Here is a 26525-nt window from a genome sequence, read left to right as displayed (position 1 = left end):
CCGAATGCCCATCGTGGCACACCCGCGGTGCCGGTCACGAGGTCGCAAGAGTGTTCAGGATCCGGTGCCGGTGAGGTACGCGGAGACCACGACGTTGGCCGTGTAGCTGTGGCTCGTGCGGTCGAAGGATCCGCCGCAGGTGATCAGGCGGAGTTCGGCACGGCCCGGTTTGCGGGGGCCGTAGGCCTGCCGGGCGTCGAAGTCCTCGCGGGCCAGGACGCGGACGTCGTCGACGGTGAAGTCGGCGACCTTGCCGTCCGCGCGGACCACCCGGACCGTCCTGCCGGGCTGGAGGGTGCTGAGCTTGTAGAAGACGGCCGGCCGGGTCTGGGTGTCGACGTGTCCCACCAACAGCGCGGTCCCGGCCGCGCCGGGGGTGGTTCCAGAGCGGTACCAGCCGACCACGCCGGCCTGGTCGAAGGGCGGCGGCTCGACGGCGCCCCGGCTGTCCAGGCCGCGGGCCACCACCGGCGCCTGCACGCCCAGTTCGGGGATGTCGATGCGCTGCGGGAGCGCGGCCCCCAGCGGCTTGGCCGCGGGCGGCAGCACGACCGGGCGGCCGAGGCCGGTCACGTCACCGGTGGCGGGTCCGGCCGGGCTCTGCGGTACGCCGGTCACGCTGCGTCCCCACAGCCACAGCCCGAGCAGCAGAAGTGCCCAGGCCAGGAACACGATCAGACGCCCGGCGCCGTTGGCGCGTGCCTGCCCGTCGGCCATGGCGGTGCGCGTCCTCAGTCCCTGCCGCGGCTCCGGCGGGCCCTGAGCAGCCCGACGGCGGCCGCGGCGGTCCCGGCGAGGGCCAGGCCGGTGACCGCCTGGACGGTGTCGGGGCCGGACTCACTGCCGGCCACCGTGGCGAAGTGCGCGGTGCCGCCGCCGCCCGCCTCGACGGGGGCGACGGGAGAGGGGGAGGCGTCGGACCGGCCGAACTGGCCGAACTGGCTGAACTGGCTGAACAGGTCGGTCGCGGCGGACTGCCCGGATCCTTTGGCGGCCACGGTGATCTTCCTGGTGAGCACGGTGCCGGCGCAGGTGATCCGCACGTCGTAGGCGCCGGGGGCCACCGAGGAGCGGACGCGGGTCTCTCCGGACAGGGCGCCCTGGGTGCCGGTCAGGGACGCGTCGGCGACGAACGCGGACGAGGCGGCGGTGCCCTGGGATCCGGTGCAGCCGCGCACGGTGAGGGCCACATCGGTGCCCGGGGCCGGGGAGGCCGGGGTCACGGACAGGCCTTGGCCGTCGTCGGCCGCGTACGCCGCCGGGCCGAGGGCGGCGGCGGCCAGGAATCCCGCACAGAGAGTGAGGCTGAGTGAACCCATCGTGAACCTCCAGATACTGGGAGGCTCCCCCGTGGGGCGCGCCTCCGCATCCTCGGGAGGCGCGCGACTGCTCCATGCGGGTGACGGGGGTTTGGCCGTCCCCGGCCGTCCCCGGTCGTGCCTGGCTGATCGTCCCTGGTCAGACGAGGTCCACCAGGTCCGCGATGGAGTCGACGACCTGGGAGGGGCGGAAGGGGTAGCGGTCGATGTCGTCGGGCTGGGTGACGCCCGAGAGCACCAGGAAGGTGCGCATCCCGGCCTCCAGGCCCGCGAGGACGTCGGTGTCCATACGGTCGCCGATCATCGCGGAGTTCTCCGAGTGCGCGCCGATCGCGTTGAGCCCGGCGCGCATCATGAGCGGGTTGGGCTTGCCGACGAAGTACGGCTTCTTGCGGGTGGCGGCGGTGATCAGGGCGGCGACCGAGCCGGTGGCGGGCAGGTCGCCCTCGGTGGAGGGGCCGACGTTGTCGGGGTTGGTGGCGATGAACCGGGCGCCGTCGTTGATGAGGCGCACGGCCTTGGTCAGCGCCTCGAAGGAGTAGGTGCGGGTCTCGCCGAGGATCACGAAGTCGGGCTCGTGGTCGGTGAGGATGTAACCGATGTCGTGCAGCGCGGTGGTCAGGCCCGCCTCGCCGATGACGTAGGCGCTGCCGCCGGGCCGCTGGTCGTCCAGGAACTGGGCGGTGGCCAGGGCGGAGGTCCAGATGTTTTCCACCGGCACGTCCAGACCCATCCGGCGCAGCCGGGCGTGCAGGTCACGGGCGGTGTACATGGAGTTGTTGGTGAGCACCAGGAAGGGGCGCCCGGAGTCGCGGAGCTTCTTCAGGAACGCGTCGGCGCCCGGTATCGGGACTCCCTCGTGGATGAGGACGCCGTCCATGTCGGTGAGCCACGACTCGATGGGCTTGCGGTCTGCCATGTGCTTGCGTCTCCTGGCGTGCGTTGGTCAAGAAGCGGGGGCGCCGGAACCACGGCGTACCGACGCCCCCAGCCTAATCAGGCGGCCTGATCCTGACCCCGGTCAGGACGGGGCGATCACTGGGTGATCCGCACTCCGTCGACGACCCAGTACCAGTTGTTCCCTCCGGTGTAACGGAAGCGGACGCGGGCGGTGGTCGCCCCGGCCGGGACCTGGAGGGTGACGGTCTCGGTGCGCGAGGGGACGTCGGCGGTGTAGGTGCGCACGGAGACGGGGGCGGCGCCGTCGTAGGAGACGAGGACCTCGCCCTTCTGCGGGGACTCCTGCCGGTAGTAGGTGGTGTAGGCGAGGGTCGCGGTGCGGCCGCCGGTGACCGGGTAGGCGGGGCTGACCAGGGTGGAGTCGAAGGTGCCGGTGAGGGTCTTGTCGTTCCACTCGTCGCCGTCGGCGACCGCGAACACGTTGCGGGCGCGGACGTTGCACTCCCGGTTCTGGTCGCGCTGCGCCTGGGTCCAGAACTCGTCGGTGGTGAAGGACCAGCCGCGCCACTCGGTGACCCCGCCGGTTCCCATCGCGGAGTTGTCCACCGACCAGCCGGCGGGCGGGGTGTGGGTGAAGCCGAGGATGCCCGCCGGGATGCCGGTCTCGTCCACGCGGGACTGCAGCCGGCCGCGCAGGGCGTCGAAGTCGTCCGGGGCGGGCTGCTGGACGGGGCGGCCGTCCAGGTCCCAGGCGGGGTCGATCGCGATGCCGAGGTGGGCGAGCGCGGAGGCGGCGACGTCGGGCATCTTCACGTCGTAGCGGACCGAGCCGGCCGCGAGGGTGGGCCCGGTGGCGATCAGGAAGGTCTGGCGTTCCTGCAGGGTGGAGCCGCCGTGGCCGCCGGGGTCGGTGTGGCCGTGGTCGGCGGTGACCATGATCAGCCAGTCCTCGTCGGCATACGTGGGCCGGGCCTTGACGGCGGCCACGATCTGGCCGACCTGGGCGTCGGCGCCGTGGATGGCGTCCAGGTACTGCTGCGAGGCGGCACCGTAGCTGTGGCCCGCGTGGTCGATGTTGTCGAGGTGGACGAAGACCGCGTCCGGGTTGCCGTCCCTGAGCCCGGCGACGGCGCGGGAGGTGGTGCCGGTGTCGTACTCGGCGCTCGGGGTGGAGACGCGGGTGTCGACCTTCGGGGAGAAGACCGTGTCGGTGATCGGCGCCCAGGAGGCGACGGCGTACGTCACGAGCTGCGGCTTCGCCGTCTCGACACGGGTGAGGAAGTCCGGGTACCGGTCGAACCGGGAACCGGTGAAGCTGTTGTCCTTGACGTTGTGCTTGTCGGGCCAGACACCGGTGATGATCGTGGACCAGCCGGGGCCGGACAGGGTCGGCGCGAGCGGGTTGGCGTAGATGCTGCTGGGCGCGGTGAGCCCCACGGCCATCAGGGCGTCGAGGTTCGGGGCGTCGGCGTCCTTGATGCGCTGGAGCAGGGCGCCGTCCAGGCCGATGACCAGGACCTTGGGGGCCTTGCCGGCGGCGCGGGCGACGGCGGTGAGCGGCCCGGCGGACACGGCGACCGCGGCGGCGGAGACGAGGAAGGCACGACGGGACAGGCTGGGCACGGGTTCCTCCGGAGGAGAGGGTGGACGTGCAGGACGGTGGTCATGACACCGCCCCCGGCGGTACCAGGGGCGGTGCGGAACAGCCAACGGGACGGGCAACTCCCAAAGGGGCGCGGGGAACTGCGCGACCGGCCACGACGGCGGGACGAACGGATACGGCGGGGCGGCAGCAGTTGGGCGGCGACTCCCGAAGGCCTCAGCTGCCGGTGGCGGACTTCCAGTCCTCGACGTACGACGTGAGGTTCTTGTCGATGTCGTTCCAGTACGGCGAGAAGATGTCGACGCCGTTCAACAGCTTGGCGAGCGCGATGGCGTTGGCGTCGACGGCCTTGACGTCCGAGCGGGCGCTGAAGCCGCCGCCGATCTCGCTGACCTCCTGCTGCTGCTTCTGCGCGAGCATGAAGTCGAGGAGCTTCTTGCCGTTCTCGCTGTGCGGGGCCTTGGTGACCAGGCCGGCCGCGTAGGGCAGGGCGAACGTGGTGGGCTTGCCGCCCTGCTTCGCCGGGAACCAGATGCCGAGGTTGGGCATGGTCTTGCCCTGGGCGTAGTTCATCTGCACGTCGCCGTTGGCGACGAGCAGTTCGCCCTTGTCGACCTTGGGGGCGAGCTTGCCGGTGGAGGCGGACGGCCCGACGTTGTTGGCCTGGAGCTTCTTCAGGTAGGCGAGGGCCTGCTCCTTGCCGCCGAAGTCGTGGATCACCTTGATCAGTACCGCGGTTCCGTCGCCGGCGACGCCGGGGGTGGAGTACTGGAGCTTGTTCTTGTACTTGCCGTCGAGCAGCTCGTCCCAGGTGGTGGGGGCCTTCTTCAGCTCCTTCTTGTTGTAGACGAAGCCGAAGTAGTTGTTGACGACGGAGGTCCAGGTGCCGTCGACGGCCTTGTCACCGCCGCTGACCTGGACGGAGTCCTTGGGCTCGTACTTCTCCAGCAGGCCCTTGCTGTCGGCCTGCTGGATGAACGGCGGCAGGGTGACGAGGACGTCGGCCTGCGGGTTGTTCTTCTCGCGGACGGCGCGCTGCACCATCTCGCCGGAGCCGCCCTCGACGTACTTGACCTTGATCCCGGTCTGCTTCGTGAAGTCGGCGAAGACCTTGTCGTACCAGCCGTCGCCGTTCTCGCCCTTGAGACCGTCGGCGCTGTAGACGGTGACGGCCTTCTCGTCGGAGGCGGCGGAGGAGCCGCCGCAGGCGGACAGCAGCGGGGTGGCGAGCAGGGTGACGGCGACGGCGAGTCTGAGGGTGTTTCTGGGCATGGCGGGATGAACTCCTTGCGGCGGAAGGGGTGGAGCGGGAGGAGGCGCTACGGGATCTGCGGAAGAGGCGCTACGGGGTCAGCGGTAGGAGGCTCTGGTGCGGACCCGGGAGACGGCGAACAGGACGAGCAGGGTCGCGGCCATGAGGACCACCGCGACGGCGGACCCCGTGAACAGGGCGCCGCGGTCGGTGGCCGCGTAGATCAGGACGGGAAGCGGGGTCCAGTCGGGCGGATAGAGCATCATCGTGGCGCTCAGCTCACCCATGGACAGGGCGAAGCAGAGGCCCGCGGCGGCGGTCAGCGAGGGCAGCAGGAGCGGCAGCCGCACCCGCCACAGGACGTAGGCGGGCCGGGCCCCGAGGGAGGCGGCGGCCTGTTCGTACGCCGGGTCGAGGCGGGTGATCGCCGCCGACACCGACTGGTGGGCGAAGGCGGTCACCAGCACGGTGTGGGCGAGGATCACGATCCACCGGGTGCCGTTGAGCAGCAGCGGCGGCTTGGAGAAGGCCACCAGGACCGACAGCCCGACCACCACGGACGGGACGGCGACCGGCAGCACGAACAGGGCGTCCAGGACGCGGCGGTGGCGGTTTTTCATGGCTGCTCCGGCCAGCGCGGCCCAGGTGCCGGCAGCCAGGGCGAGCAGGCTCGCGGAGACGGCCGTGACCAGGCTGGTGGTCAGGGCCTGCAGGGCCTCCCCGCGGGTGGCGGACCGGTAGTTGGCCGTCGTCAGGCCCGAGGGCAGGACGCTGGACCAGTGGGTGGCGAAGGAGGCGCCGAGGACGACGAGCAGGGGGAGGGCGAACAGGGGCAGGAAGAGGAGGAGGAACACCGCCCAGACGGCCCACTTGGCCTTGCGGCTATGCACCAGCACGACGGCTCACCACCCGGTAGAGGCCGTACAGCCCCACGGAGATCAGGACGTTGACGACGGCGACCACGCACGCGCCCGGGTAGTCGGACTCGAGGATCGCCTTGCTGTAGACGAGCATCGGCAGGGTCGTGACCCCTTTCGCGCCGGTGAAGAGCACGATCCCGAACTCGTTGAGGCACAGCACCAGGACCAGGCTCCCGCCGGCGGCGAGCGCGGGCAGCGCCTCCGGCAGGATCACCTGCCGCACGATGCGGGGGGCGCGGGCGCCGAGCGAACTGGCCGCCTCCAGCTGAGCGGTGTCGAGCTGGGAGAAGGCGGCGAGCAGCGGCCGCATCACGAACGGTGTGAAGTAGGTGACCTCCGCCAGCAGCACCCCCCAGGGGGTGGTGAGGAACTGGAAGGGTCCGTCCGCCGCACCCGTGACGTCCGTCCACAGGCCGTTGGCCATGCCGACGCTGCCGTAGATGAACAGCAGCGCCAGGGTGATGAGGAAGGACGGGAAGGACAGGAAGACGTCCACGAACCTGGCGACCGCCTTCGCCCCGGGGAACGGGACGAACGCGATGACCAGTGCCAGCAGGAAGCCGAGGACCAGGCATCCGGCGGTGGCGGCCAGGGCCAGCCACACGGTGGTCCACAGCGCGTGCCGGAACGCCTCGGAGGCGAAGACGTCGGCGTACGGCTGCACGGAGGTGCCGCCGCTGTCGGGCTGGAAGGACTGCTGGACGACGAGGGCGAGGGGGTAGAGGAAGAAGAGGGCGAGCAGGGCGAGGGGCGGCAGGGCCGCCAGCCAGGAGCGCAGGGTCGTCCGTGCCGAGCCGCTGCCTGAGCGGGGGCGCGAACGACCGTGCGCCGCCCGCGCCTTCGTGACGGCCTCAGCCATGGCTCACCCCTGCGGGCAGCAGCGTCGCGTCGTCGGGAGCGAAGTGCAGGGCGACCGTGTCTCCGTGCACCGGCGGGTTCCTCAGCTCGCGCAGGTCCGCCATCACCTGCTGCCCGTCGACGTCGACGTAGAGCCGGTGGGTGGAGCCCCGCCACTGGATCTCGCTGACGGTGCCGGTGATCCGGTTGGGTCCGTCGCCGAGGCCGATCAGGTGCGGCCGTACGCACAGGGTGGCCCGTGCGCCCGCGACCGCGCCCGCCGTGTCGACCAGCAGGTCGGCCCCTGCGAAGCCGACGCCGCCGTGGCCGACGGTCACCGGCAGCAGGTTGGCGTTCCCGACGAAGGACGCGGTGAACTCGTCGGCCGGGGCCCGGTACAGCTCCCTCGGCGTCCCGCAGGACTGCAGGCGCGCCTTGTCCATCACCGCGATCCGGTCGGCCAGGGTGAGGGCCTCGACCTGGTCATGGGTGACGTACAGCATGGACACGTCGGGCAGTTCCCGGTGCAGCCGGGCGAGTTCGGCCAGCATTCCGGAGCGCAGCTGGGCGTCGAGCGCGGACAGCGGCTCGTCCAGGAGCAGCACGTCGGGCCGGATGGCGAGCGCGCGGGCGATGGCGACGCGCTGCTGCTGCCCGCCGGACAGCTCCCGCGGGTAGCGGCGGGCGTAGGAGGCCATGCCGGTCATCTCCAGCGCCTCGGCGACCCGCCCGCGTATCTCGCCCCTGGGAGCCTTGCGGGCCTTCAGTCCGAAGGCCACGTTGTCGTCCACCCGCAGGTGCGGGAACAGGGCGTACTGCTGGACGACCATGCCGATGCCGCGCCGGTGGGGCGGCAGGTCCGTCACGTCCCGGTCGCCGAGGAACACGCGCCCGGAGGCGGGCCGCACGAACCCGGCGACCGCCCGCAGCGCGGTGGTCTTGCCGGATCCGGACGGCCCGAGGAGCGCCATGACCTCGCCGGGCTCGACGGTCAGGTCGAGCGAGTCGAGGACGATGTTGCCGTCGTAGGCGACCGTGACGGAGTCGAAGCGGATGCCCATCTCACCGGGCCCCGGTGAGCAGCGCGGGCAGGGCGGCGACGGAGTCGAGGACGTGGGTGGCGCCGGCCGCGCGGAACGCGTCGTCGCCGTGGGCGCCCGTGCGGACGCCGGCGACCAGGCCCGCTCCGGCGCGTACGCCGCTGAGCACGTCGTAGGAGGTGTCGCCGGCGACGGCGATCTGCCGGACGTCCTCGGCGGCCTTGGTCCGCACGAAGGCCTCCAGGACCATGTCCGGGAAGGGCCGCCCGCGCCCGCCGGCGTCGGCCGGGCACAGAGTGAGCGCTGCGAGGTCCTGCCAGCCGAGGGCGGCGAGGATGGCGTCCTGGGTGACGCGGGCGAAGCCGGTGGTCAGGACGACGGTACGGCCGCCTGCGGCGATCTCCTCGATGGCCTCGCGGGCGCCGGGGACGGGGGCGACGAGCCCGGCGTCGACGAGGTCGCCGTACGCCTTCTCGAAGGCGGTGTTGGCGCGCCGGGCGAGGTCCTCGGCCCCGAACAGGTGCCGGAAGACGGAGATCTTGGACTCGCCCATGGTGGCGCGGACGTAGTCCAGCTTCTCGGTGTGGTCGGCCGAGCCGGGCTCGACGCCCAGCTGCGCGGCGGCCGCCTCGAAGGCGCGCTCGACGAGGCCGCCGTCGGCGACGGTGGTGCCGGCCATGTCGAGGACGACGAGACGGATGTCGGGGGCGTCCGTGGTCATGTCTGCGGTCGTCTCCGCGGTCATGTCTGGGGTCATGTCTGTGGTCATGTCTGCGGTCAACTTCCTCACCAGCCGAGTTCGTTCGCGGTCGTTTCGGCTATCGCGGGCGAGCAGGTCATACCGCGCCCGCCGGGCCCGGTGACCAGCCACACTCCGTCGCTCACCTGCTGCCGGTGCACGACCCGGCTCGTGTCGGTGCACTGCGCGTACACGCCGGCCCAGCGTCGCCGGATCTTCGGCAGCGGCCGGCCCAGGAGGGACTCGACGACCCCGACGAGGTGGTCGTAGGGGTCCTCAAGGGTGTCGAAGGCGAAGGGGTGCTCGTACTCGTGGGTGTCGCCGATGGTCAGGCCGCCGTCGGCCCGCTGCACCATGAGCAGCTGCATCTTGTGCTCGGCGGCGGTCCGCGCCTGCGGCCGGCCGGCGTTGAGCTCCTCCAGCGCCGGGGAGGCGTAGGCCGGGTAGTACCGGAAGCTGTCGGCGTCCGCGACCGAGGTGGTGAGCCGCTCGCCCAGTGGGTCGGTCTGCATCATCTGGAGGCGGACGCGGCGCACGGGCAGGCCGGGCCCGGCCAGCTCGCGGACGAGTCCGCCGAGCCAGGCGCCGGTGCACAGGACGACGGCGTCCGCGTGGTGCACGTCGCCGTGGTCGTCGCGGACGGTCCCGGTCCCGACCACCTCGCGCACCTCACGGCCCGGCAGGAAGGTGTAGTTCGGGGACTTCAGCAGCTCTTCGCGCAGGGCGAGCTGGGCCGTGCGCGGCTCGACGGCGGCGTCGCGCTCGCAGTACAGGGCCGCGGTGAAATCGCCGCGCAGGGCGGGGTTGAGCGCCCGGGCCTCGCCGGGCGTCAGGAGCTTGTAGCCGCGGGCCGCGGCGTCCGGGCGGGCCACGGCGGCCTCGGCGACGGCGAGTTCGAGGTCGCCGCGCACCGGGGTCAGCGACCCGTTGGCCCGGAACCCGAGCCGGGGCACCTGTGCGCCGATCCCCTCCCACAGCTCCCGCGCCCGCAGCGCGGTCTCCAGCTCTTCTCCACCGGCACGGCCGCTGACCCAGATCTGTCCGAAGTTGCGCAGCGAGGCGCCGCGCGCCTCCGCCTCACGCTCGATCTGGACGACCTGGTGGCCGCGCTTCACTGCTTGCCAGGCGTGCATGGTGCCCACCACGCCTGCTCCGACGACTGTCACTCTCACGACGGCAACGCTCCTCGGGATCGGGGAACCGGAAGGGTCCGGCTGACAACGAGAGCGTGAACGACCCATCACGTTTGGGCTAGACCCGTTATCTTCTCGTGACATTCAGAGAGGGTGTCGATGGGTTGATTCCGGTCGATATCACCCGCGAGACGGGTGGCGGCCGAACTGCCGGGCGGGCCGGCCGGCCCCCCGGGTACGAGGGGGCTCAGCCCTTGAGGTGGGCGGTGAAGGAGAACCGGTCGCCGCGGTACAGGGTGCGTACGCGCTCCAGCGGACGTCCCTGTGTGTCCCGGGAAACACGGTGGATCAGCAGCATCGGCAGGGCCGGCGGGGTGCCGATGAGCAGGGCCTCGCGAGGGGTGGCCAGCACGGTCTCCAGCCGCTCGTCGGCGTCGCCGAAGTCGATGCCCTGGGCCTTCAGATAGGCGTAGAAGGAGGAGTCGGGATCGAAGTCGGCGTCGAGACGCGGAACCCGTTCGACCGCGACGTAGGTGCTCTCCAGCCCGACCCGCTCGTCGTCGGCGAGCAGCACCCGCTCCAGGTGCCAGACGGGTTCGCCCCGGGTGAGCCCGGCCTCGGCGGCGAGGGGCTCGGGGCAGGGGAAGCGGTCGAGGGTGACGAGGGTACGGCCGGGCGTGCGGCCCTGCCGGCGCACTCCCTCGGTGTAGCTGGCGAGGGACAGTGGCTGGGCCAGCTTGGGCCCGGCCACGACGGTCCCCCGACCGCGCCGCCTCAGGCGCCCCTCCAGCACCAGTTCCCGCACGGCCTGCCGTACGGTTTCGCGGGCGACGTCGTAGCGCTCGGCGAGATCGCGCTCGGTGGGGATGACGCTGTCCTGCCCCAGTTCCTCCAGCAGTCCGGCGATGCGCGCCTTCACCGCGTAGTACTTCGGGATGCGCCCGTGCTCGGGGATGCCGGAGCGGACGGGGGCGCCGGGGGCCTGGTCGTTCGGGTAGTCCACGCAGTGATCGTCGCAGACGGGGGCCTGTCTGTCGCAGGCGGTCGGCAGCTCAGCGGCGCCGCCGGGCGAGCACGAAGGCGCTCCCGCCGACGGCGAGGAGTGCGGCGACGGCCGCGAGCAGTCCGCGCGCGAACCCGGGGCCGGTGCGGGCGAGTTCCCGGGCCCGCTCCCCGGCTTCCTCGGCCTCCGCGGCGAAGGGCAGGGAGGTGCCGTCCGCCTCGGAGCTGCCGTCGGTGGGCTCGGGGGTACCGGCCGGGGTGGCCTGGGCGACCTGGGTCGCCTCCGGATCCGCCGTCCCCTCCGGGCGCGCCGTCCCTTCCGGATCGGCGGTGCTGTCCGGACCGGCCGTCCCCTCGGGGGCGGCCGTCGCGTCCGGATCCGCCGTCCCCGTGGTGTCCACTTCCTGCCCGATCCCGAAGCGGTAGTCGTTGGACTGCCCGACCCAGTCCCCGTCCTCGCCCCGGCGCTGGACGACGGCCGCGTTGGCGGTGACCTGGTCGGAGGCGGCATCCACCGCGACCGCGAGTCTGACCTTGACGGACACGGTCTTTCCCGGCGCCACGGTGAACCCGCCGAACCCCTCGGCGTCCAGCACCCCGACCAGTTCCTGCTCGTCGGTGGTCTCGAAGGTGACGGGGTGGGCACCGGCACCGGCATAGAAGTCCAGCTCCGCCTGGGACGGCTTCAGGGTGCGCTTGCCGTCGACGAGGACGACGACCGGATGGATGGCGGTGCAGGTCCGCGCGGTGGTGTTGGTGAGGTCGATGTACCAGGTGCCGTAGCCGCCGCCCGCCTCGTAGGAGGTGGGTCCGCCACGGATGCGGGTGGCCAGCGGAAAGGTACGGCCGCCGGAGGCCGCGCAGGGGGGATCGGCCGTGTCCGCGTGGGCGGCGTCCGACGACACGGGTACGAGAGCGGCGGCTGCGGCCAGACAGAGGGACAGGGACGTGCACAGTCGCATGAACACATGACCATGCCGGACCGGGGCGGCGGGACCGGGCCGCCGCTCCGGGAGCGAGGGGCGGGTCCGCCCGATCGGCCGAGCGGGACGAGTGCGTGCCGCCGGTTGCCGGAGAACAGCGCGGGCCGTCCGACAGCGAGGAACAGCGCGGGCCGCCCTCTACCGAGGCGCAGCGCCGCCCGCCCTCCATCGATGAGCAGCGCCGCCGGAGGGTGCGAACATCGCGAGCTGACCGGTGACCCAGGAGTCGGCCACCTGCAGCTGGCCGGAGATCCAGGGGTCGGCCGCCTCCAACTGACCCGCGACCCAGGGGTCGGCCGTCGTCAGCTGGTCCGCGACCCAGGAGTCGGGGTGGCTCCCGGCCGCGGCGACCCGGGCGGAGACATGCCCGTCCGCCTGAAGGGGGGTCGCTCCGGCGGAGCCGCCCCCGACGAGAAGAGCACCTCCGGCGAGCGCGGCGGACACGCCCGCGGTCACAAGGCGCCGCATGAGCTTCTGCATCGTGTTTCCTCCTTGCGCGGTCCACCGCCCCCTGCACGGCGAGCGGTGGCACTTGCCACTGCTGTGGCGCTGTTCAAGCTACGACTCCCAAGATAGTTGAACAATGAACTAAAGGGGTGAGACGGGTCACCAGGAGGGATCCGGAACCGCGGCCGGCGCCATGCGACCAGCACCGTGGGACCGACGCCGACAAACGGCCCATCCTCGATGTCGTGCAAGTCTCAACCACCGACCACCGACCACCGAGCTGGAGCGGGCGCCCGGCTGCCCCCACGCGCACAACCCCTGACGAGCGCCTGGGGGCATATCAGCACCACCCGACAGGCACGCCCCACAGCCCACCCGACACCACCCGACAGGCACGCCCCACAGCCCACCCGACACCACCCGACAGGCACGCCCCACAGCCCACCCGACAGGCCCCTTCAGTCGTCCGCCCGGCCGAAGAGGGGAGCCAGGAGGAGTTGTGCGGCGCCCTCCGCCACGGCCCTCTCTCCGCCGGGGGCGAGCCGGACCGGTACCGGCGCCCCGAGGGCCCCCTCGCGCCGGGCCCGGGCGTCGAGCACCTCGGCGACGCCGCCGACGAACGCCTCCGGCGCCGCGGCAACCGTCCGCCCGCCGAGCAGCACCAGATCGATGTCCAGCAGCGCCACCAGGTTGCCGGCTCCCACTCCCAGCACCCGTGCCGCCTCGGCCGGCTCTCCCCGCCTCACGGCCGCCAGGCACAGCGCCTCCACGCACCCCCGGTCCCCGCACTCGCACACCGGCCCGTCCAGCTGGAGGACCTGGTGGCCGAACTCCCCGGCCCCGGTCCGCACGCCCCGGTGCACGCTGCCGCCGATGACCAGCCCGGCTCCCAGGCCCGTACCGAGATGCAGATACGCGAAGGACCCGCCCTCGCCGCCGACCGCAAGGCCGAGCGCGGCGGCGTTGGTGTCCTTGTCGACCACGACCGGCACCCCCAGCCGCTCCGCGAGCGCGTCGCGCAGCGGAAACCCCTCCCACTCCGGGAACCCGGTCACCCGGTGCAGCACCCCGCCCGCATGATCGAGCGGACCGGGGAGAGCCACGCCGACACCGAGCAGCGAGGGGATCTCGCCGAGCCCACGGCCGGGGGTCTCCAGCACCTCCCCCACCAGTTCCTGCACGGCATCGGCCACCTCGCCCAGGACCGCCCCGGCCCCGGCCCCGAGGTCCAGTGCCCTGCGCCGGTCCCCCACCACGGTGCCGTCGAGGTCCACCAGCACCGTGCGCAGCTCGTCCCGGTCCAGCTGCACGCCGACCGCGTGCCCGGCCTCCGGCACCAGCCGCAGCACGGTGCGCGGCTTGCCCCCGGTGGACGCCCGGCGCCCGGCCTCCGCCGCGAGTCCCGCCTCCCGCAGCCGCGCGGTGATCTTGCTGACGGCCTGCGGGGTCAGCCCGGTCCGCTCGGCCAGCTCCAGACGGCTGACGCCCTCGCCCCCGGCCGCCCGCAGCAGATCCAGCACCAAAGCGGTGTTGTGGCTGCGCACAGCGAAGAGATTCGCTCCCACCGGTCCGCCGGTCCTCGTCCTGTTCACGCCATCCATTCTCCCCACCGCTTGCACTTTGGCAACAGCGTTGCGAAAGTAGGACGCATGACTGGTACCCCCCTCCGCGTCGGCCTGATCGGTTACGGCCTCGCAGGCTCCGTCTTCCACGCCCCGCTCGTCGCCGCCACCGAGGGCCTCGTCCTGGACACGGTGGTCACCTCGCACTCCGAGCGGCAGGAGCAGGCACGGTCGGAGTTCCCGGACGTCCGCGTGGCCGCCGCTCCCGATGAACTGTTCGCCCGCGCCGACGAGCTGGACCTGATCGTCGTCGCGTCCCCGAACAGGACGCACGTCCCGCTCGCCACCACCGCCCTGGAGGCGGGCCTGCCGGTCGTGGTCGACAAGCCGCTCGCCGGCACCGCCGCCGAGGCGCGGGAGCTGGCCGGCCTCGCCGAGGAGCGCGGCCTGCTGGTCTCGGTCTTCCAGAACCGCCGCTGGGACAACGACTTCCTGACCCTGAGGGAGCTGCTGGCGAAGGGCGAGCTCGGCGACGTGTGGCGCTTCGAGTCCCGCTTCGAGCGCTGGCGCCCGCAGCCGAAGGGCGGCTGGCGCGAGTCCGGCGACCCGGCAGAGATCGGAGGTCTGCTCTACGACCTCGGCAGCCATGTCGTGGACCAGGCCCTGATGCTCTTCGGCCCGGCCACCGAGGTGTACGCCGAGACGGCCGTCCGCCGCGACGGGGCCGAGACCGACGACGACACCTTCATCGCGCTCACCCACGCGAACGGTGTCCGTTCCCACCTCTACGTCTCCGCCACCACGGCTCAGCTCGGCCCGCGCTTCAGGGTCCTGGGCTCGCAGGGGGGCTATGTGAAGTACGGCCTGGACCCGCAGGAGGCGGCCCTGCGGGAAGGCCTGCGTCCCGGCACCAAGTGGGGAGCGGAGCCCGAGGCCCTGTGGGGCCGCCTGGGCGCGGGCGAGTCCCCGCTGACCGGCGGCGGCCGCCCCGTGCCGACCGTGCCGGGCGACTACCCGGCCTACTACGCGGCCGTGGCGGCCGCCCTGGCCGGCACCGGCCCCAACCCGGTGACCGCGCTGGAGGCGGCCGCGGCCCTCGACGTACTGGAGGCGGCCCGCCGGTCCGCCCGCGACAAGGTGACGGTGACCCTCTGATGCACCACCCGCAGATCACCCCGAAGTTCGTCCCCGAGATCACCCCGAGCGTGGCGGAGCTGGAGGCGCAGGAACGCCGCCTGGTCTTCCGGCAGTTCACGTACGACGACGCCTGGGCCCTCGGCTCCCTCCTGGTCGAGCTGGCCCGGGAGCGCCAGGCTCCGCTCGCCGTCGACATCCACCGCGCCGGCCAGCAGCTCTTCCACGCCGCCCTGCCGGGCTCCACGCCCGACAACGACGCCTGGATCGCCCGCAAGCGCCGGGTGGTGGAGCGCTACGGCGCCTCCTCCTACCTGGTCGGCGCCCGCTTCCGCGCCAAGGGCACGACGTTCGAGGAGTCCTCGCGCCTCGACCCGGACACCTACGCGGCGCACGGCGGCTCGTTCCCGATCAACGTCGAGAACGTCGGCATCATCGGCGCGGTGACCGTCTCCGGCCTCCCCCAGCTGCAGGACCACCGCTTCGTGGTGGAGGCGCTGGAGCAGTTCCTGGAGAGCTGACCGGGGATTACCCGGGGGCATCCTCCGGTTGTCACTGACGTCACACCCGTCACGGCACCGCCCCGACCGGAGGAAATCCAGCTCATGAGCGACAGCCCGAACCTTCTCAAGGAGTCCATCGGCCGGTACGGCATCTGGAGCCACGGTCTGCGCGACGAGGACCCCTCCCTGCGTGCCGAGATCGGCGACGCCGCGGCCGAGCTGGAACAACTCGGCTTCGGCGCCGCCTGGCTGGGCGGCAGCAGCGCCGTCCGGCACGCCCTCCCCCTGCTGGAGTCGACGTCGGCGCTGGTCGTCGGCACCAGCATCCAGAGCATCTGGCAGTACGAGGCCGCCGAGAGCGCCGCGGCCTTCGCCGAGGCCGAGTCGGCCCACCCCGGCCGCTTCGTCCTGGGCCTCGGGGTCAGCCACGCCAAGCTGCACGACCAGTACCGCCGCCCGTACTCGGCCCTGGTCTCCTACCTCGACGCCCTGGACGAGGCGGGGGTGCCCGCGAACCGCCGGGTGCTGGCCGCCCTCGGCCCGAAGACCCTCGATCTCGCGGGCACCCGCGCGGCCGGCGCGATCCCGTACCTGGTCACCCCCGAGCACACGGCCCGGGCCCGGGAGATCCTCGGCGAGAACGCGCTGCTGGCCCCGGAGTTCAAGGTCGTCCTGGAGACGGATCCGGGCAAGGCCCGGGCCGTCGCCCGCGACGTGCTCGCCCTGTACCTCGCTCTCCCCAACTACACCAACACCTGGCTCGGCCTCGGCTTCACCGAGGACGACTTCGAGGACGGCGGCAGCGACCGCCTGATCGACACCTTCTTCGCCTGGGGCGACGAGGACCGGATCCGGGCCCGTATCAACGCGTTCCACGAGGCGGGCGCCGACCACGTCGCCCTCCAGGTGATCGACGCCGGCACCCGTGAGGGCCTGCCGCGCGAGGCCTGGCGCAAGGTGGCTGCCCTTTTGGAGGCGTAGCCGCCCCTCCCCATGGGGGCGCGGGGCCGCATCGATGTGCGGCCCCGCCGCGTGGGCGCGACCAGCCACAAGCGGACCCGCAGCCGCCACACGACCGCAGTTCCCCGGCGCTCCCAGCGGGGCGTCTACGCGTCCTTCAGCTCCTGCCGCTGCCGCCCGAGCCCCTCGATCTCCAGCTCGACCACGTCACCGGCCCGCAGATACGGCTTCGGCTCGGGCTGCCCCATGGCCACGCCCGCCGGCGTCCCGGTGTTGATGACGTCGCCGGGGTAGAGGGTCATGAAGTGGCTGACGTACCGCACGACTTCGCCGACGGGAAAGATCTGCTCGGCGGTGGTCCCGTCCTGCTTCAGCTCGCCGTTCACCCACAGCTTCAGCGGCAGCCGCTGCGGATCGGCCACCTCGTCCGCGGTGACCAGCCACGGCCCGAGCGGGTTGAAGGTCTCGCAGTTCTTCCCCTTGTCCCAGGTCCCGCCCCGCTCGATCTGGAACTCCCGCTCGGACACGTCGTGCGCCACCGTGTAACCGGCGACGTGCGCCAGCGCCTCCTCGGCCGACTCCAGGTAGCGGGCCGTGCGGCCGATGACGACGGCCAGCTCCACCTCCCAGTCGGTCTTGGCGGACCCGCGCGGCACGAGCACGGTGTCGTTCGGCCCGACGACGGTGTCGGCGGCCTTGAAGAAGATCACGGGCTCGGCGGGCGGCTCGGCCCCCGTCTCGCGCGCGTGGTCGTGGTAGTTGAGCCCGATGCACACGATCTTGCCGATCCGGCCGAGCGGGGGCCCGGTCCTCAGGCCCTCCGCGTCCAGCTCGGGCAGCTCGCCGGAGGCGGCCGCCGCCCGTACCCGGCCGAGCGCGCCGTCGTCGGCGAGCAGTGCGCCGTCGATGTCGTCCACGATCCCCGACAGGTCCCGCAGGGTCCCCTCGGCGTCGAGCAGCGCGGGTCGCTCCGCACCGGCCGTACCGACTCGCAGCAGCTTCATGGTCACAATCTCCCTCGATCGCGGGCGCCCGACCGATGGGTGCAGCCATCGGAGGACTGGTCGATCCTCCAACCGGCCCGTCCACTCTGCAAGACCCTGTTCAGGTACTGGACCGTAACCCCGGGCCCTCGGGGCCGCGGCTCAGCGGTACAGCACGGCCCGCTCCACCGCGCTCCACGTCGTACTGGTGATGACGTACAGCGCGGCCGCGAGCGGCACCACCGCCACGGTGACGAGCGTGAAGAAGGACATGAACGGCATGAGCCGGGTGACCGCGCCGAGCCCCGGCACCTGCTCCCCCTCGCCCGCCGGGAGCGGGAGGGGGTTCTTCGCCATCATCGCCCTGGAGCGCCGGTAGTTGAAGACGGCGACGGCCGCGACGAGGACGAAGAGCCCGAGGTAGACGAGTCCGGCCGCGCCGAGGACCCCGCCGTCGGCGAGGGCGTCGGCCCAGCGCCCGCCGAGCGGCGCGGCGAACAGCTCGTGGGAGAGCAGACCGTTGCTCTCGCCGCCGATCGAGGAGCTGGAGAAGAGGTGGTAGAGGAGGAAGAAGGCGGGCAACTGGAGCAGGCTCGGCAGGATGCCGGAGAGCGGGGAGACCTTTTCCTCGGCGTGCAGTTCCAGCACGGCCTTCTGCAGCCGCTGGGGATCCTTCGCATGCTTCTTGCGCAGCTCGGCGATGCGCGGCTGGAGCGCCGTCCGGGCGCGCTGGCCTCTGGCGGCGGCCCGGGACAGCGGGTGCACGAGCAGTCGTACGAGCGCGGTGAACAGGACGATCGCGGCGGCGGCCGCAAAGGCGTGGAAGAGCGGCTGGAGCAGGTCGGCGAGCTGCTGGACCACATGGGCGAAAACGGACATGGATGGACCCTCCGTGACGGGGTGTGTCGTCGTGCCGGTGACGGGACATGGCATGTGACGGGACATGACATGGCGGCATGACGACCCGCGCGGGGGCCGGATGTCGGGTGTCGCTGGTGGCCGGTGCCCTACGCGCAGGTCGTCGCGAGGGCGTGTCCGGGTGCCCGGGGACGGCGGCGCCCCGAGGCGTCGGGGTCGCGCTGCGGCAGGAAGGCCGTGCGCCGGTCCCGGTCGCGTATCGCCGTGCGGACCCGGGTGGGCGGGACGGCGGGCGCGCTGCGGGCGGTGAGCAGCGAGCAGACGGCGAGCGCGGAACCGGCGGCGGTGGTCGCGGCGAGCGCGACGGTGGCGGAGAGGCTGCCGGTGTCGAGGATCGCGGCCTGGAGCAGCAGCAGGTTCACCAGGAGCAGCAGGAGGGCAACGGGGCGCGCGGTGTCGACACGACGGCGGACCATGGCCTCCCCCTTCCCCTGACCTGCGTTTCTGCTCCCTGAACCGTACACCTGTCCAGGGCCGGTCCCGCTACACCGGATCGATGTGCAGGGGCTCCAGCATCCGCTTCGGCCTGAGCAGGGCCCTGCTGACCGGATCCGCCGGGTCGGGATCGAGTCCCGGGCCCGGCACGAGGACAACGTCCGCGACGGGCACGTTGGTTCCACAGGCGGGACATTCGCCGTACGGTCCGAGTTCGGTGCCGCAGCGCGCGTGCTCGAAGGACCGCAGCCGGGTCTCCTGGAAGTGCTCGCGGCCCCACAGGGCGAGGGCCCGCAGCGCCGGCCACAGGGCGATGCCGCGCTCGGTGACGACGTACTCGTCGCGCGGCGGCGACTCCTGGTACCGGCGCTTTTCGAGGATGCCGACCTCAATGAGGGTCTTGAGGCGTGCCGACAGGACGGCGCGCGGGATGCCGAGGTGAACGAGGAAGTCGTTGTATCGCCGTACGCCGTAGAGCGCGTCGCGGACGACGAGGAGCGTCCACCGCTCGCCGACGATCTCCAGCGCGCGGGCGATCGAGCATTCCTGCGTCGCGTAGTCCTTGCCCAGTGCCATGCGGTCCACTGTAACCATTTTCCGTCCGTTGGTTCAGTGACCGAACCTATGGTGTTACGGTATGACCCATGCCAAGGTTCAATGAACGAACCGTCACGCAGAGCCGGTCCACGGCCGTACGACGGGACACCAGCCCCTCAGCCCCCTCGCACCCCCGCGCCACCCTGGCCCTGACCAGCGCCGCGACCGCGGTGGCCCTCATGACCTACACCGCCCCGGTGATCACGCTCCGGGACACCGCGACCGACCTGCACACCCCGCTCTCCGCACAGGCCTGGCTCCTGAACGGCACCCCGCTCGGCCTGGCCGCCCTCCTCCTGGTGGCCGGCAGCCTGGCCGACGACTACGGCCGCCGCCGCGTCTTCCTCGGCGGCACGCTCGCCCTCGGCCTGACCACGGCCCTGGGCGGCCTGACGAACTCCACCCTCCTGTTCACCCTGGCCCGCATCGCCCAGGGCGCGGCGAGCGCGGCGATCCTGGCGAGCAGCCTGGGCCTGCTGGTGACGGCCTTCCCGAGCCCGCGCGGCCGGCTGCACGCCACCGGCGTGTGGGGCGCCTTCGTGAGCGGCGGCATCGCGGCCGGCCCGCTGGTGGCCGGGGCCATGCCCTCCTGGCGGGTGGCGTACGGCGCCCTGGGCGCGGCGGCCCTGCTGGTGGCGGCCCTGGGCATGCGGCCCCTGACGGAGTCGAAGGCGCCGCGGGGCGGCCGCCCCGACATCCTCGGCGCACTGACCTTCGGCTCGGCGCTGGTGGCCCTGGTGGCGGCCCTGACCCTGGGCCGGGACGGCTGGCTGCGGACCCCGGTGGTCCTGCTGCTGGCGGCGACGGTGGCCGCCATGGCCCTGTTCACACTGGTGGAACGCCGGACCCGCACCCCCATGATCGACCTCTCCCTCCTGCGCCACCCCCGCTTCCTGGCCTCCGCGGCCGGCGGTCTGTTCACCGGCCTGACCGTGATCGGCCTGTTCAGCTACCTCCCCGCCCTGCTCCAGCAGACCCTGCACATGTCCGCGATGAACACGGCCTGGCTGTTCCTGCTGTGGTCCGGCCTGTCCTTCGTGGTGGCACTGCAGGCCAAGCGGCTGGCGGGCCGGGTCGGCTCGCGACGGCAGCTCGCCATGGGCTTCCTGCTGCACGCGGTGGGCGCGGTGGCGATGCTGGGCGCGATCGGCTCGGGTTCCTGGGTGCGGATGCTGCCGAGCCTGATCCTCGGCGGCGTGGGCAGCGGCCTGCTGAACGCCGCGCTGCCCCTCGTGGCCGTGGAGTCGGTCCCTCTCGACCGGGCGGCGATGGGCTCCGGGGCCCAGCAGACGTTCCGCTACATCGGCTCCTGCGCGGGCGTGGCCCTGACGATCGCGCTCGTCACGTCGTCCGGCGCCGGCCTGGCGCACGGCGCGGACGTGGCGATGGTGGTCTCGGCGGTCCTGGCCGTCCTCGGGGCGGTGAGCGTGGGGGTGCTGCGGGAGCGGGCGTGAGCGGCAGGACGATCGGTCCGGCGGCCCCTGCCGCATCGCCCCGCCGGGGTTCAGGGGCTGTGCCGCATCGCCCCGCCGGAGTTCAGGGGCTGTCCGAGGCGAGGTAGGCGCGGGGCCCGGCCAGACGGACCGCGGGCGCCCGGAACACGATCCCGGACTCCCCCGACCCCAGTACGACGTCGAAGGCCCCGCCGTCCCGGACGGACAACCGGACCTCCTTCGCCTCGGCGGCACCCCAACCGGTGACCCGAAGCCCCGTCACCCCCGTGAAGACCAGATGGAACTCGAAGGCGTTGAGGCCCTGCTCCGCCCACTCCACGGGCACGTTCACGGGAAGCACCCGGGTGTCGAACCCCAAGGTCACGGAGTCCTGGCGTTCGTCGATGTGCACGGAGAAGAGATCGCAGGCGTCCGGCGCCGGCGGAGCGTCCCCGTACAGCCCGCCCAGGTGGTCGGGGGAGGCGAGCAGCCGCAGCCAGTCACCGCTCATAGAAGACCTTCCGGTGCGTGGCGGGCAGTGAGCCGAACAGCCGGGCGTCCACCTTGTTCCGGAAGAGATGCGGCCCGCCGTCGTCTCCACCGGGCCCGCGCCGGAAGGCGCTCACATGCCGTACGACCACGGACGTACTGCACTCGAACCGCAGGTCCACGCCCGTCCCCGCGACCGACACCCGCATCCGCCGCTCGCTCCCGAACGGCACCGCACACAGATCGGCCACGGCAGGCGGCTCCCACTTCGCGCACAGCAGCGGTTGAACCGCGCAGAACGCGAACTGGCACTGCACGCCGTCCATGCCCGCCTCGGCCCACTCCGGCGGCGGCGACGCCGGAAACCCCGGCAGGTCGACCCGCAGGGTGACCGTGGGCCCACGCCGGTCGAGATGGACGGAACGGACCCGTACGCCCTCCGGGCGAGGGACGTGCCCGTAAAGGGACCGGAGCACTTCCGGGTTCACCAGGAAGCCTTCGACAGAGCCCGACACCCCTGCATCTTCTCATCCGGAACGCCGCTGCCAACGCGGCCGCTGTCACCGGGAACCCGCCTGCCACCGCGGCCGCTCCCACGGAACACCCCTTCTACCGGGGCCGCATGGACACCAGCTTCCCCCACACCGCCATCCGGTACCGCGAGGTGAACTCGGGCGTGCAGGTGGTCAGGGTGATGTAGTAGCCGGGCTCGTCGTACCCGTAGGACGGCCTGACGAGCGAGCGCGGCACGGGCCGTACGACGCCGGAGTCCCGCGACGACGTCTGCGGCAGGATCTTGTCGACGGCGTACGTGTACGTCGCCGTCCCCGTCTCGACCTGGACGGTGTCCCCGCGCCGCAGCCGAGGCAGGTACCGGAAGGGCTCGCCGTGGGTGTTCCGGTGCCCGGCGAGGGCGAAGTTCCCCGCCCGGCCCGGCTGCTGGGTGCCGGGGTAGTGGCCGACGTACCCCTTGTTGAGCACGTCCGGCTTGCTCACCCCTTCGGCGACGGGGACCCGCAGGTGCAGCCGGGGGATGGTGAGGACGGCGTACGCCTGGGAGGGGCGGGGACGCCCGGAGACGACGACGGCGCCGCCGGACCGCTTTCCCGCGCCGCCGGTCGCGCCGGTCGCGCCGGTCGCCGCCGAGGGGGACGGCACCGGCTCGGAGGGCGCCCCGCCCGAGGCCGAGCCACCACCGTCCCCGCCGCCCGTGCCCCACTCCCTCTCCAGGGCCTCCACCTTCCGCTCGGCTCCCTGCCGGGCCTCCCGGTTGGTCCACCACAACTGGTGCACGACGAGCAGCATGAGGACGACCCCGGCGGTGACGAGCACCTCGCCTCCGCCCCACAGCCCCCGCCGCCACTTCGCGCGCCTGCGCCGATCACGGTGCCGTACGACTCGCATCCGCACCCCCACCTCTACGGGACCTCTACGGGAGCCGCCCGCACGATAGGGCGAGGCACGCCAACTCACCAGAGCAGCAGGGATTCCGACTCCGGCTCCGCAGCCCGCCCGCATCCGGGGTCACGGTCCGGCGGGGCGACCGGAGGGGAACGGTCGTCGCCCGGCGGAGCGCCCCAGGGGGACGGAGTCATCGTCGCCGGGGCGGCTGTCGAGGGGGCTCAGGGCAGCGGAAGGGCGTCCTGGTATCCGTTCACGGGCCGGGCGACCTTCCGGACCGTACGGGCGTCGAGCGCGACCGGCGCGGAGCCGGTGCCCAGCTTCCCGCCGGCGTGCCAGGTCCCGGTCACCGTCACCCAGGTGTTGGCGGGCAGCACGGCACCGCCGTAGATCCGCACCTTCACGGACTGGGCGTCCGCCGCGCAGCAGTTGAGGATGATCCGCGTCAGGTCCCAGCTGCCCTTCGGCCCCCCGGGCGTGACGAATCCGGTCATCCGGATGCTGCGCCCGTCGATGGCCCGCGACCGGTCCTGCTGCACCCGGCTGGTGAAGTCGGACAGCGTCATGGGAACGGGCGAGCCCGCGGGCAGCGGATCGAAGTCGCTCCGCTCGGCGACGGCCTTGGGCGGCTGCCGGGAGGCGGTGTAGGCACCGAGCGCGGGCGGGGCGTAGAAGAGCAGGCTGAGCGCGGGAAGGAGGAGCAACCAGGACACCCGGGGCAGCGAGGAATGATCGTGGCCATGCTCGTGGCCGTGGTTGTGCTCGTGCTCGTGCTCGTGGCCGTGGTCGTGCTCGTGGCCGCTGGGCTGTCCCCCCTCCTCCTCTCCCTCCCGTCCCTCCCGCTCCTGGTGCCGTTCGTCCTGTCTGTCGAGGGCGGCGCCGGCGAGGCCCAGCAGGAGCAGGACCACGCCGGAGGCGAGGAGCAGGGGCCGCATCCCCTCCTTGACGTACCGCAGGCACAGGTCGGTGAAGAGGGAGACGTGCAGCAGTCCGAGCCCGCAGAGCACGAGCAGGACCGCCTGGGGGAGTCGCCTCACAGCAGCACCCCGCCGATCACCGAGCTGCACACCACGGCGACGACGACCGTGGCGGCGGAGAACCGTACGGCGAAGGCCCGCCCGAACGTCCCCGCCTGGAGGGCGATGAGCTTCAGGTCGACCATGGGCCCCACCACCATGAACGTGAGCCGCGCAAGGGGCGGGAACCCGGTGAGCGAGGCGGCGAGAAAGGCGTCGGCCTCGGAGCAGACGGCGAGCAGCACGGCGAGCCCGGCCAGGAAGAGCACGGAGAGCCAGGGCGCCCCGGCGAAGGTGTCGAGCACGGACCGGGGAACGACGACATTGAAAGTGGCGGCCGCCATGGCCCCGAGCACGAGAAACCCGCCGGCGTGCAGGAAGTCGTGCTGGAACGCGAGCCGGAACTCGTTCCACCGGCTGCGCCCGTGCTGGTGCCCGCCGTGCCGTACGGCCGGCCGCAACCACTCCGACCGCCCGAACCGCAGCCACAACCACCCCATGACGACAGCGGTGACGAGCGAGGCCACCAGCCGGGCCAGCACCATCGCGGGCTTCCCGGGAAACGCGATGGCGGTGGCGGTGAGCACGACCGGATTGATGGCCGGCGCGGACAGCAGGAAGGCGAAGGCGGCGGCCGGGGCGACCCCGCGCCCGATCAGACTGCTGGCGACCGGCACCGAGGCACACTCGCAGCCGGGCAGAACGGCACCGGCTACACCGGCGACGGGAACGGCGAGCGCGGGCCGCCGCGGCAGCACCCGGCTGAACACCCGCTCCGGCACGAACGCGTTGATCGCCCCGGACAGGGCCGTACCGAGCAGCAGGAAGGGCAGGGCCTGCACGGTGACGGCCAGACACACGGTCCGCCACGCCTCGACGGCGGGGGCGTCGCCCCAGCGCCCGAGGAGAACCACGGCCGTACCGGGCACGACGGCGGCCCCCACCAGGAGCAGCGGCCAGTACCGGGGCGGCTCGATGCGCAGGCCGCCCTCCCGCTCACCGCCCTCGCGCTCACCGGACCCTTCCCCCACACCGGCTACGGCTACGGCACCCTCCGTACCGCCCGCACCATCCGTACCATCTTCACGGCCCGTACCGTCTGTGCCGTTGATACCGCCCGCACCGTCCCCGACCCCCGCGGCCCCGTCCACGGCACCGGCGGCCCCGCCCCTGGCACCCGCCGCCCGGCTCACGGCACCGGCCGCCCCCTGATCCCCGGCGACCAGGGCACCCGTCTTCTTCATGCCGACTCCGCTTGTCGTTGTCCGGGTCGAAGATATCCGTCCCCCTCGGCCGTCCCCCCTCCCCCAAGGACCGGCGCCCGCTTCCCCACCTCCTCTTTCTCAACTCTTTCCCTCCCCTTTGTGCCCCACGTTCCCTCCCCTGGGAGCCTCACGTTTGTCACCGCCCGGCAGTACGGTGTCACCCATGCGCCCCGACACGCCTGCCGAGAACGTCGACCACACCGCCGAAGCTGCACGCCTGGAGCGGACCGCCGGCCTGTATCCCGAGGACGCCGAGGCACTGCTCCTGCGCGCCGCGGCCCACCTGGAACTGGCCGGCGACCGCCCCGCCGCGACGACCCTCTACGACCGCCTGCTGTCCTCGCCCGACAGCCTGGAGGGCCCTGCTCTGGTGCGGGCCCTGAAGGCCTCGAACCTCTGGGAGTACGACCACGAGGCCGAGGCAAGGGCGATCATCGACGGAGTCCGCGCGGCGGCTCCGCGCGACCCGGCGCCCTGGCTGATCGTGGCCGAGGCCCTGGAGGCGCACGACGAGCTGGAGGCGGCGGCGGAGACGTTCACGGAGGCGGCGAGGCTGCTACTGACGGACGGGGCGGAACCGCCGTACGCGACGCGTCCCCTTCTCTTCGGCCGCCACCGCGTGCGCCGCATGCTGGGCCTGGCCCACGACGAGTGGGACACCCTGGCGGACACCCTCCACGCCTCCCCGGTCTCCCTGGACGAACTCCACGACCCGAAGCGCGTGTGGTCCCTGGGCTCGGACAACCCGGCAGAGCTGCAGGCGGAGATCTCCCGCCTCCAGGCCGAACTGGGCGCCTACCGTGAGGCCCTCTCCCGCCCGTTCCCGGTGGCGGTCCTGCACTGGCCGACGTCCGAGCTGGAGGAACTCCTGTCGGCGTACCCCGGCCTTGCCGCGGAGTACCCGTCCCACCCCGAACACCTCACGACCATAGAGTCCGCCCTGCGCGAGCTGGCTTCCTCCGGAACGCCGAACCTGGGCATCGTGACGGGCACCGTGCCGTCATACGAGGCGTTCGCGGCGTCGGAGGGAACGACACCGGGCGACTCGACCCTGCTGCCGCAGTACGCGACGACGCTGGCGGCCCGGGGGCGGGCTGTGGCTTGGCCGCCGCAGCGGGCGGCTGTTTGCTGGTGTGGTGTTGGGCGTGTTTACGCAGAATGTCACGGATCGTAGGTCGGAGCCCATGACGAGGGCTCCACGTGGAATGAAAGACGCGACAAACGGTGGAAACCACCCCTGAGACTCGCACCCGGATGAGCCGGCAGAGGAACCGGAACACGGAAGTCGAGATGGCGTTGCGACGGGCTCTGCACGCGGCTGGTCTGCGGTATCGAGTGCACCGCAGGCCCCTGAAAGGGGTGCGCCGGGAAGCCGATGTCGTGTTCGGGCCGGCGAGGGTCGCGGTGTTCGTGGACGGGTGCTTCTGGCATGGCTGCCCGCTGCACGCGACCTGGCCCAAGCGCAACTCGGACTTCTGGCGGACGAAGATCGAGGGGAACCGTCGACGGGACCGAGACACCGACGAAAGACTGGCATCAGCCGGGTGGCTTTCCGTAAGGGTCTGGGAACACGAGGACCCGATCGAGGCCGCCGCCCGCGTGTTCGCCTTGGTGGTCACACGCCGGGCGAAGACCAATCACGATTGACGATCGA

Annotated in this window: 29 protein-coding genes; 6 read left to right on the top strand and 23 right to left on the bottom strand. The window is 72.5% G+C overall.

Annotation, left to right across the window (positions count from 1 at the left end):
- Positions 1-54 precede the first annotated feature (54 nt).
- The 14 genes from ACFZCP_RS25845 to ACFZCP_RS25780 form a co-directional block, all read right to left on the bottom strand.
- On the bottom strand, positions 55-717 hold the full coding sequence (locus tag ACFZCP_RS25845) for a class F sortase (RefSeq protein ID WP_391430497.1): 663 nt from the start codon (positions 715-717) through the stop codon (positions 55-57).
- A gap of 14 nt (positions 718-731) precedes the next feature.
- Positions 732-1319, bottom strand: a complete 588-nt coding sequence (locus tag ACFZCP_RS25840) for a hypothetical protein (RefSeq protein ID WP_391430494.1) — start codon at positions 1317-1319, stop codon at positions 732-734.
- A 139-nt stretch (positions 1320-1458) separates the two neighbouring features.
- On the bottom strand, positions 1459-2238 hold the full coding sequence (locus ACFZCP_RS25835; RefSeq protein ID WP_391430491.1) for an HAD-IIA family hydrolase: 780 nt from the start codon (positions 2236-2238) through the stop codon (positions 1459-1461).
- Between the two features lie 116 nt (positions 2239-2354).
- Positions 2355-3842 (bottom strand): alkaline phosphatase family protein, encoded by a 1488-nt coding sequence (locus ACFZCP_RS25830; RefSeq protein ID WP_391430488.1) that lies wholly within the window; start codon positions 3840-3842, stop codon positions 2355-2357.
- A 196-nt stretch (positions 3843-4038) separates the two neighbouring features.
- Positions 4039-5094, bottom strand: a complete 1056-nt coding sequence (locus ACFZCP_RS25825; RefSeq protein WP_391430483.1) for a 2-aminoethylphosphonate ABC transporter substrate-binding protein — start codon at positions 5092-5094, stop codon at positions 4039-4041.
- A gap of 78 nt (positions 5095-5172) precedes the next feature.
- Positions 5173-5970 carry an ABC transporter permease subunit gene (locus ACFZCP_RS25820; protein ID WP_391430478.1) on the bottom strand — a complete coding sequence of 266 codons (798 nt, stop codon included), beginning with the start codon at positions 5968-5970 and terminating at the stop codon, positions 5173-5175.
- Positions 5957-6853 carry a 2-aminoethylphosphonate ABC transporter permease subunit gene (locus ACFZCP_RS25815; protein ID WP_391430475.1) on the bottom strand — a complete coding sequence of 299 codons (897 nt, stop codon included), beginning with the start codon at positions 6851-6853 and terminating at the stop codon, positions 5957-5959. The genes ACFZCP_RS25820 and ACFZCP_RS25815 overlap by 14 nt, the downstream gene beginning before the upstream one ends.
- The gene (locus ACFZCP_RS25810; RefSeq protein WP_391430472.1) at positions 6846-7892 is read right to left on the bottom strand and encodes an ATP-binding cassette domain-containing protein; all 1047 of its coding nucleotides are present in this window, start codon (positions 7890-7892) and stop codon (positions 6846-6848) included. The genes ACFZCP_RS25815 and ACFZCP_RS25810 overlap by 8 nt, the downstream gene beginning before the upstream one ends.
- A 1-nt stretch (position 7893) precedes the next feature.
- A complete protein-coding gene (locus ACFZCP_RS25805; protein WP_391430468.1) occupies positions 7894-8640 on the bottom strand; it encodes an HAD family hydrolase in 747 nt (248 codons plus the stop codon).
- Between the two features lie 17 nt (positions 8641-8657).
- Positions 8658-9782 (bottom strand): TIGR03364 family FAD-dependent oxidoreductase, encoded by a 1125-nt coding sequence (locus ACFZCP_RS25800; protein WP_391430465.1) that lies wholly within the window; start codon positions 9780-9782, stop codon positions 8658-8660.
- A 208-nt stretch (positions 9783-9990) separates the two neighbouring features.
- Positions 9991-10746, bottom strand: coding sequence for a UTRA domain-containing protein (locus tag ACFZCP_RS25795; protein WP_391430462.1), 756 nt, complete (start codon positions 10744-10746; stop codon positions 9991-9993).
- A gap of 49 nt (positions 10747-10795) precedes the next feature.
- Positions 10796-11707 (bottom strand): hypothetical protein, encoded by a 912-nt coding sequence (locus ACFZCP_RS25790; protein WP_391430458.1) that lies wholly within the window; start codon positions 11705-11707, stop codon positions 10796-10798.
- A 159-nt stretch (positions 11708-11866) separates the two neighbouring features.
- The gene (locus ACFZCP_RS25785; protein ID WP_391430455.1) at positions 11867-12208 is read right to left on the bottom strand and encodes a hypothetical protein; all 342 of its coding nucleotides are present in this window, start codon (positions 12206-12208) and stop codon (positions 11867-11869) included.
- 425 nt (positions 12209-12633) lie between these two features.
- A complete protein-coding gene (locus tag ACFZCP_RS25780; protein WP_391430452.1) occupies positions 12634-13776 on the bottom strand; it encodes an ROK family protein in 1143 nt (380 codons plus the stop codon).
- A gap of 48 nt (positions 13777-13824) precedes the next feature.
- Here ACFZCP_RS25780 and ACFZCP_RS25775 point away from each other — a divergent pair, with 48 nt between their 5' ends.
- The 3 genes from ACFZCP_RS25775 (at position 13825) to ACFZCP_RS25765 (ending at position 16355) form a co-directional block, all read left to right on the top strand.
- Complete coding sequence (locus ACFZCP_RS25775; RefSeq protein ID WP_391430449.1) at positions 13825-14892, top strand: Gfo/Idh/MocA family oxidoreductase; 1068 nt, start codon at positions 13825-13827, stop codon at positions 14890-14892.
- Complete coding sequence (locus tag ACFZCP_RS25770) at positions 14892-15392, top strand: heme-degrading domain-containing protein (RefSeq protein ID WP_391430446.1); 501 nt, start codon at positions 14892-14894, stop codon at positions 15390-15392. The genes ACFZCP_RS25775 and ACFZCP_RS25770 overlap by 1 nt, the downstream gene beginning before the upstream one ends.
- An 84-nt stretch (positions 15393-15476) precedes the next feature.
- The gene (locus tag ACFZCP_RS25765; RefSeq protein ID WP_391430443.1) at positions 15477-16355 is read left to right on the top strand and encodes a TIGR03620 family F420-dependent LLM class oxidoreductase; all 879 of its coding nucleotides are present in this window, start codon (positions 15477-15479) and stop codon (positions 16353-16355) included.
- 125 nt (positions 16356-16480) lie between these two features.
- On the opposite strand, the gene ACFZCP_RS25760 is transcribed toward ACFZCP_RS25765, so the two are convergent.
- The 4 genes from ACFZCP_RS25760 to ACFZCP_RS25745 form a co-directional block, all read right to left on the bottom strand.
- The gene (locus ACFZCP_RS25760; RefSeq protein WP_391430440.1) at positions 16481-17338 is read right to left on the bottom strand and encodes a fumarylacetoacetate hydrolase family protein; all 858 of its coding nucleotides are present in this window, start codon (positions 17336-17338) and stop codon (positions 16481-16483) included.
- Between the two features lie 141 nt (positions 17339-17479).
- Positions 17480-18196, bottom strand: coding sequence for a membrane protein insertase YidC (locus ACFZCP_RS25755; RefSeq protein WP_391430435.1), 717 nt, complete (start codon positions 18194-18196; stop codon positions 17480-17482).
- A 128-nt stretch (positions 18197-18324) separates the two neighbouring features.
- A complete protein-coding gene (locus tag ACFZCP_RS25750; protein WP_362693431.1) occupies positions 18325-18651 on the bottom strand; it encodes a DUF6412 domain-containing protein in 327 nt (108 codons plus the stop codon).
- 67 nt (positions 18652-18718) lie between these two features.
- On the bottom strand, positions 18719-19246 hold the full coding sequence (locus tag ACFZCP_RS25745) for a winged helix-turn-helix transcriptional regulator (RefSeq protein ID WP_391430431.1): 528 nt from the start codon (positions 19244-19246) through the stop codon (positions 18719-18721).
- 68 nt (positions 19247-19314) lie between these two features.
- Between ACFZCP_RS25745 and ACFZCP_RS25740 the strand changes: the two genes are divergently transcribed.
- On the top strand, positions 19315-20721 hold the full coding sequence (locus tag ACFZCP_RS25740) for an MFS transporter (protein ID WP_391430427.1): 1407 nt from the start codon (positions 19315-19317) through the stop codon (positions 20719-20721).
- An 82-nt stretch (positions 20722-20803) separates the two neighbouring features.
- Here ACFZCP_RS25740 and ACFZCP_RS25735 read toward each other — a convergent pair whose 3' ends face one another.
- The 5 genes from ACFZCP_RS25735 to ACFZCP_RS25715 all read right to left on the bottom strand — a co-directional run bounded on the left by ACFZCP_RS25735 (position 20804) and on the right by ACFZCP_RS25715 (position 24850).
- On the bottom strand, positions 20804-21211 hold the full coding sequence (locus tag ACFZCP_RS25735) for an Imm50 family immunity protein (RefSeq protein ID WP_391430422.1): 408 nt from the start codon (positions 21209-21211) through the stop codon (positions 20804-20806).
- Entirely contained in the window at positions 21201-21704 is a 504-nt protein-coding gene (locus tag ACFZCP_RS25730; protein ID WP_391430419.1) for an Imm50 family immunity protein, read from the bottom strand. Before ACFZCP_RS25730 ends, ACFZCP_RS25735 begins: the two co-directional genes overlap by 11 nt.
- A gap of 94 nt (positions 21705-21798) precedes the next feature.
- A complete protein-coding gene (locus ACFZCP_RS25725; RefSeq protein ID WP_391430416.1) occupies positions 21799-22599 on the bottom strand; it encodes a class E sortase in 801 nt (266 codons plus the stop codon).
- A gap of 212 nt (positions 22600-22811) precedes the next feature.
- Positions 22812-23627, bottom strand: a complete 816-nt coding sequence (locus tag ACFZCP_RS25720) for a TIGR03943 family putative permease subunit (RefSeq protein WP_391430412.1) — start codon at positions 23625-23627, stop codon at positions 22812-22814.
- Entirely contained in the window at positions 23624-24850 is a 1227-nt protein-coding gene (locus ACFZCP_RS25715) for a permease (protein ID WP_391430407.1), read from the bottom strand. The genes ACFZCP_RS25720 and ACFZCP_RS25715 overlap by 4 nt, the downstream gene beginning before the upstream one ends.
- A 184-nt stretch (positions 24851-25034) precedes the next feature.
- Here ACFZCP_RS25715 and ACFZCP_RS25710 point away from each other — a divergent pair, with 184 nt between their 5' ends.
- Together ACFZCP_RS25710 and ACFZCP_RS25705 are read left to right on the top strand one after the other, a co-directional pair.
- Positions 25035-26045 carry a hypothetical protein gene (locus ACFZCP_RS25710; protein WP_391430404.1) on the top strand — a complete coding sequence of 337 codons (1011 nt, stop codon included), beginning with the start codon at positions 25035-25037 and terminating at the stop codon, positions 26043-26045.
- 80 nt (positions 26046-26125) lie between these two features.
- Positions 26126-26518, top strand: coding sequence for a DNA mismatch endonuclease Vsr (locus ACFZCP_RS25705; RefSeq protein ID WP_391430401.1), 393 nt, complete (start codon positions 26126-26128; stop codon positions 26516-26518).
- Positions 26519-26525 lie beyond the last annotated feature (7 nt).

Origin of the sequence: Streptomyces sp. NPDC007971, from assembly GCF_042958635.1 — a bacterium.
Taxonomy (GTDB): domain Bacteria; phylum Actinomycetota; class Actinomycetes; order Streptomycetales; family Streptomycetaceae; genus Streptomyces.
Note: the sequence above shows the minus strand (reverse complement) of the source record. Positions and strands in the feature narration are given on the sequence as shown.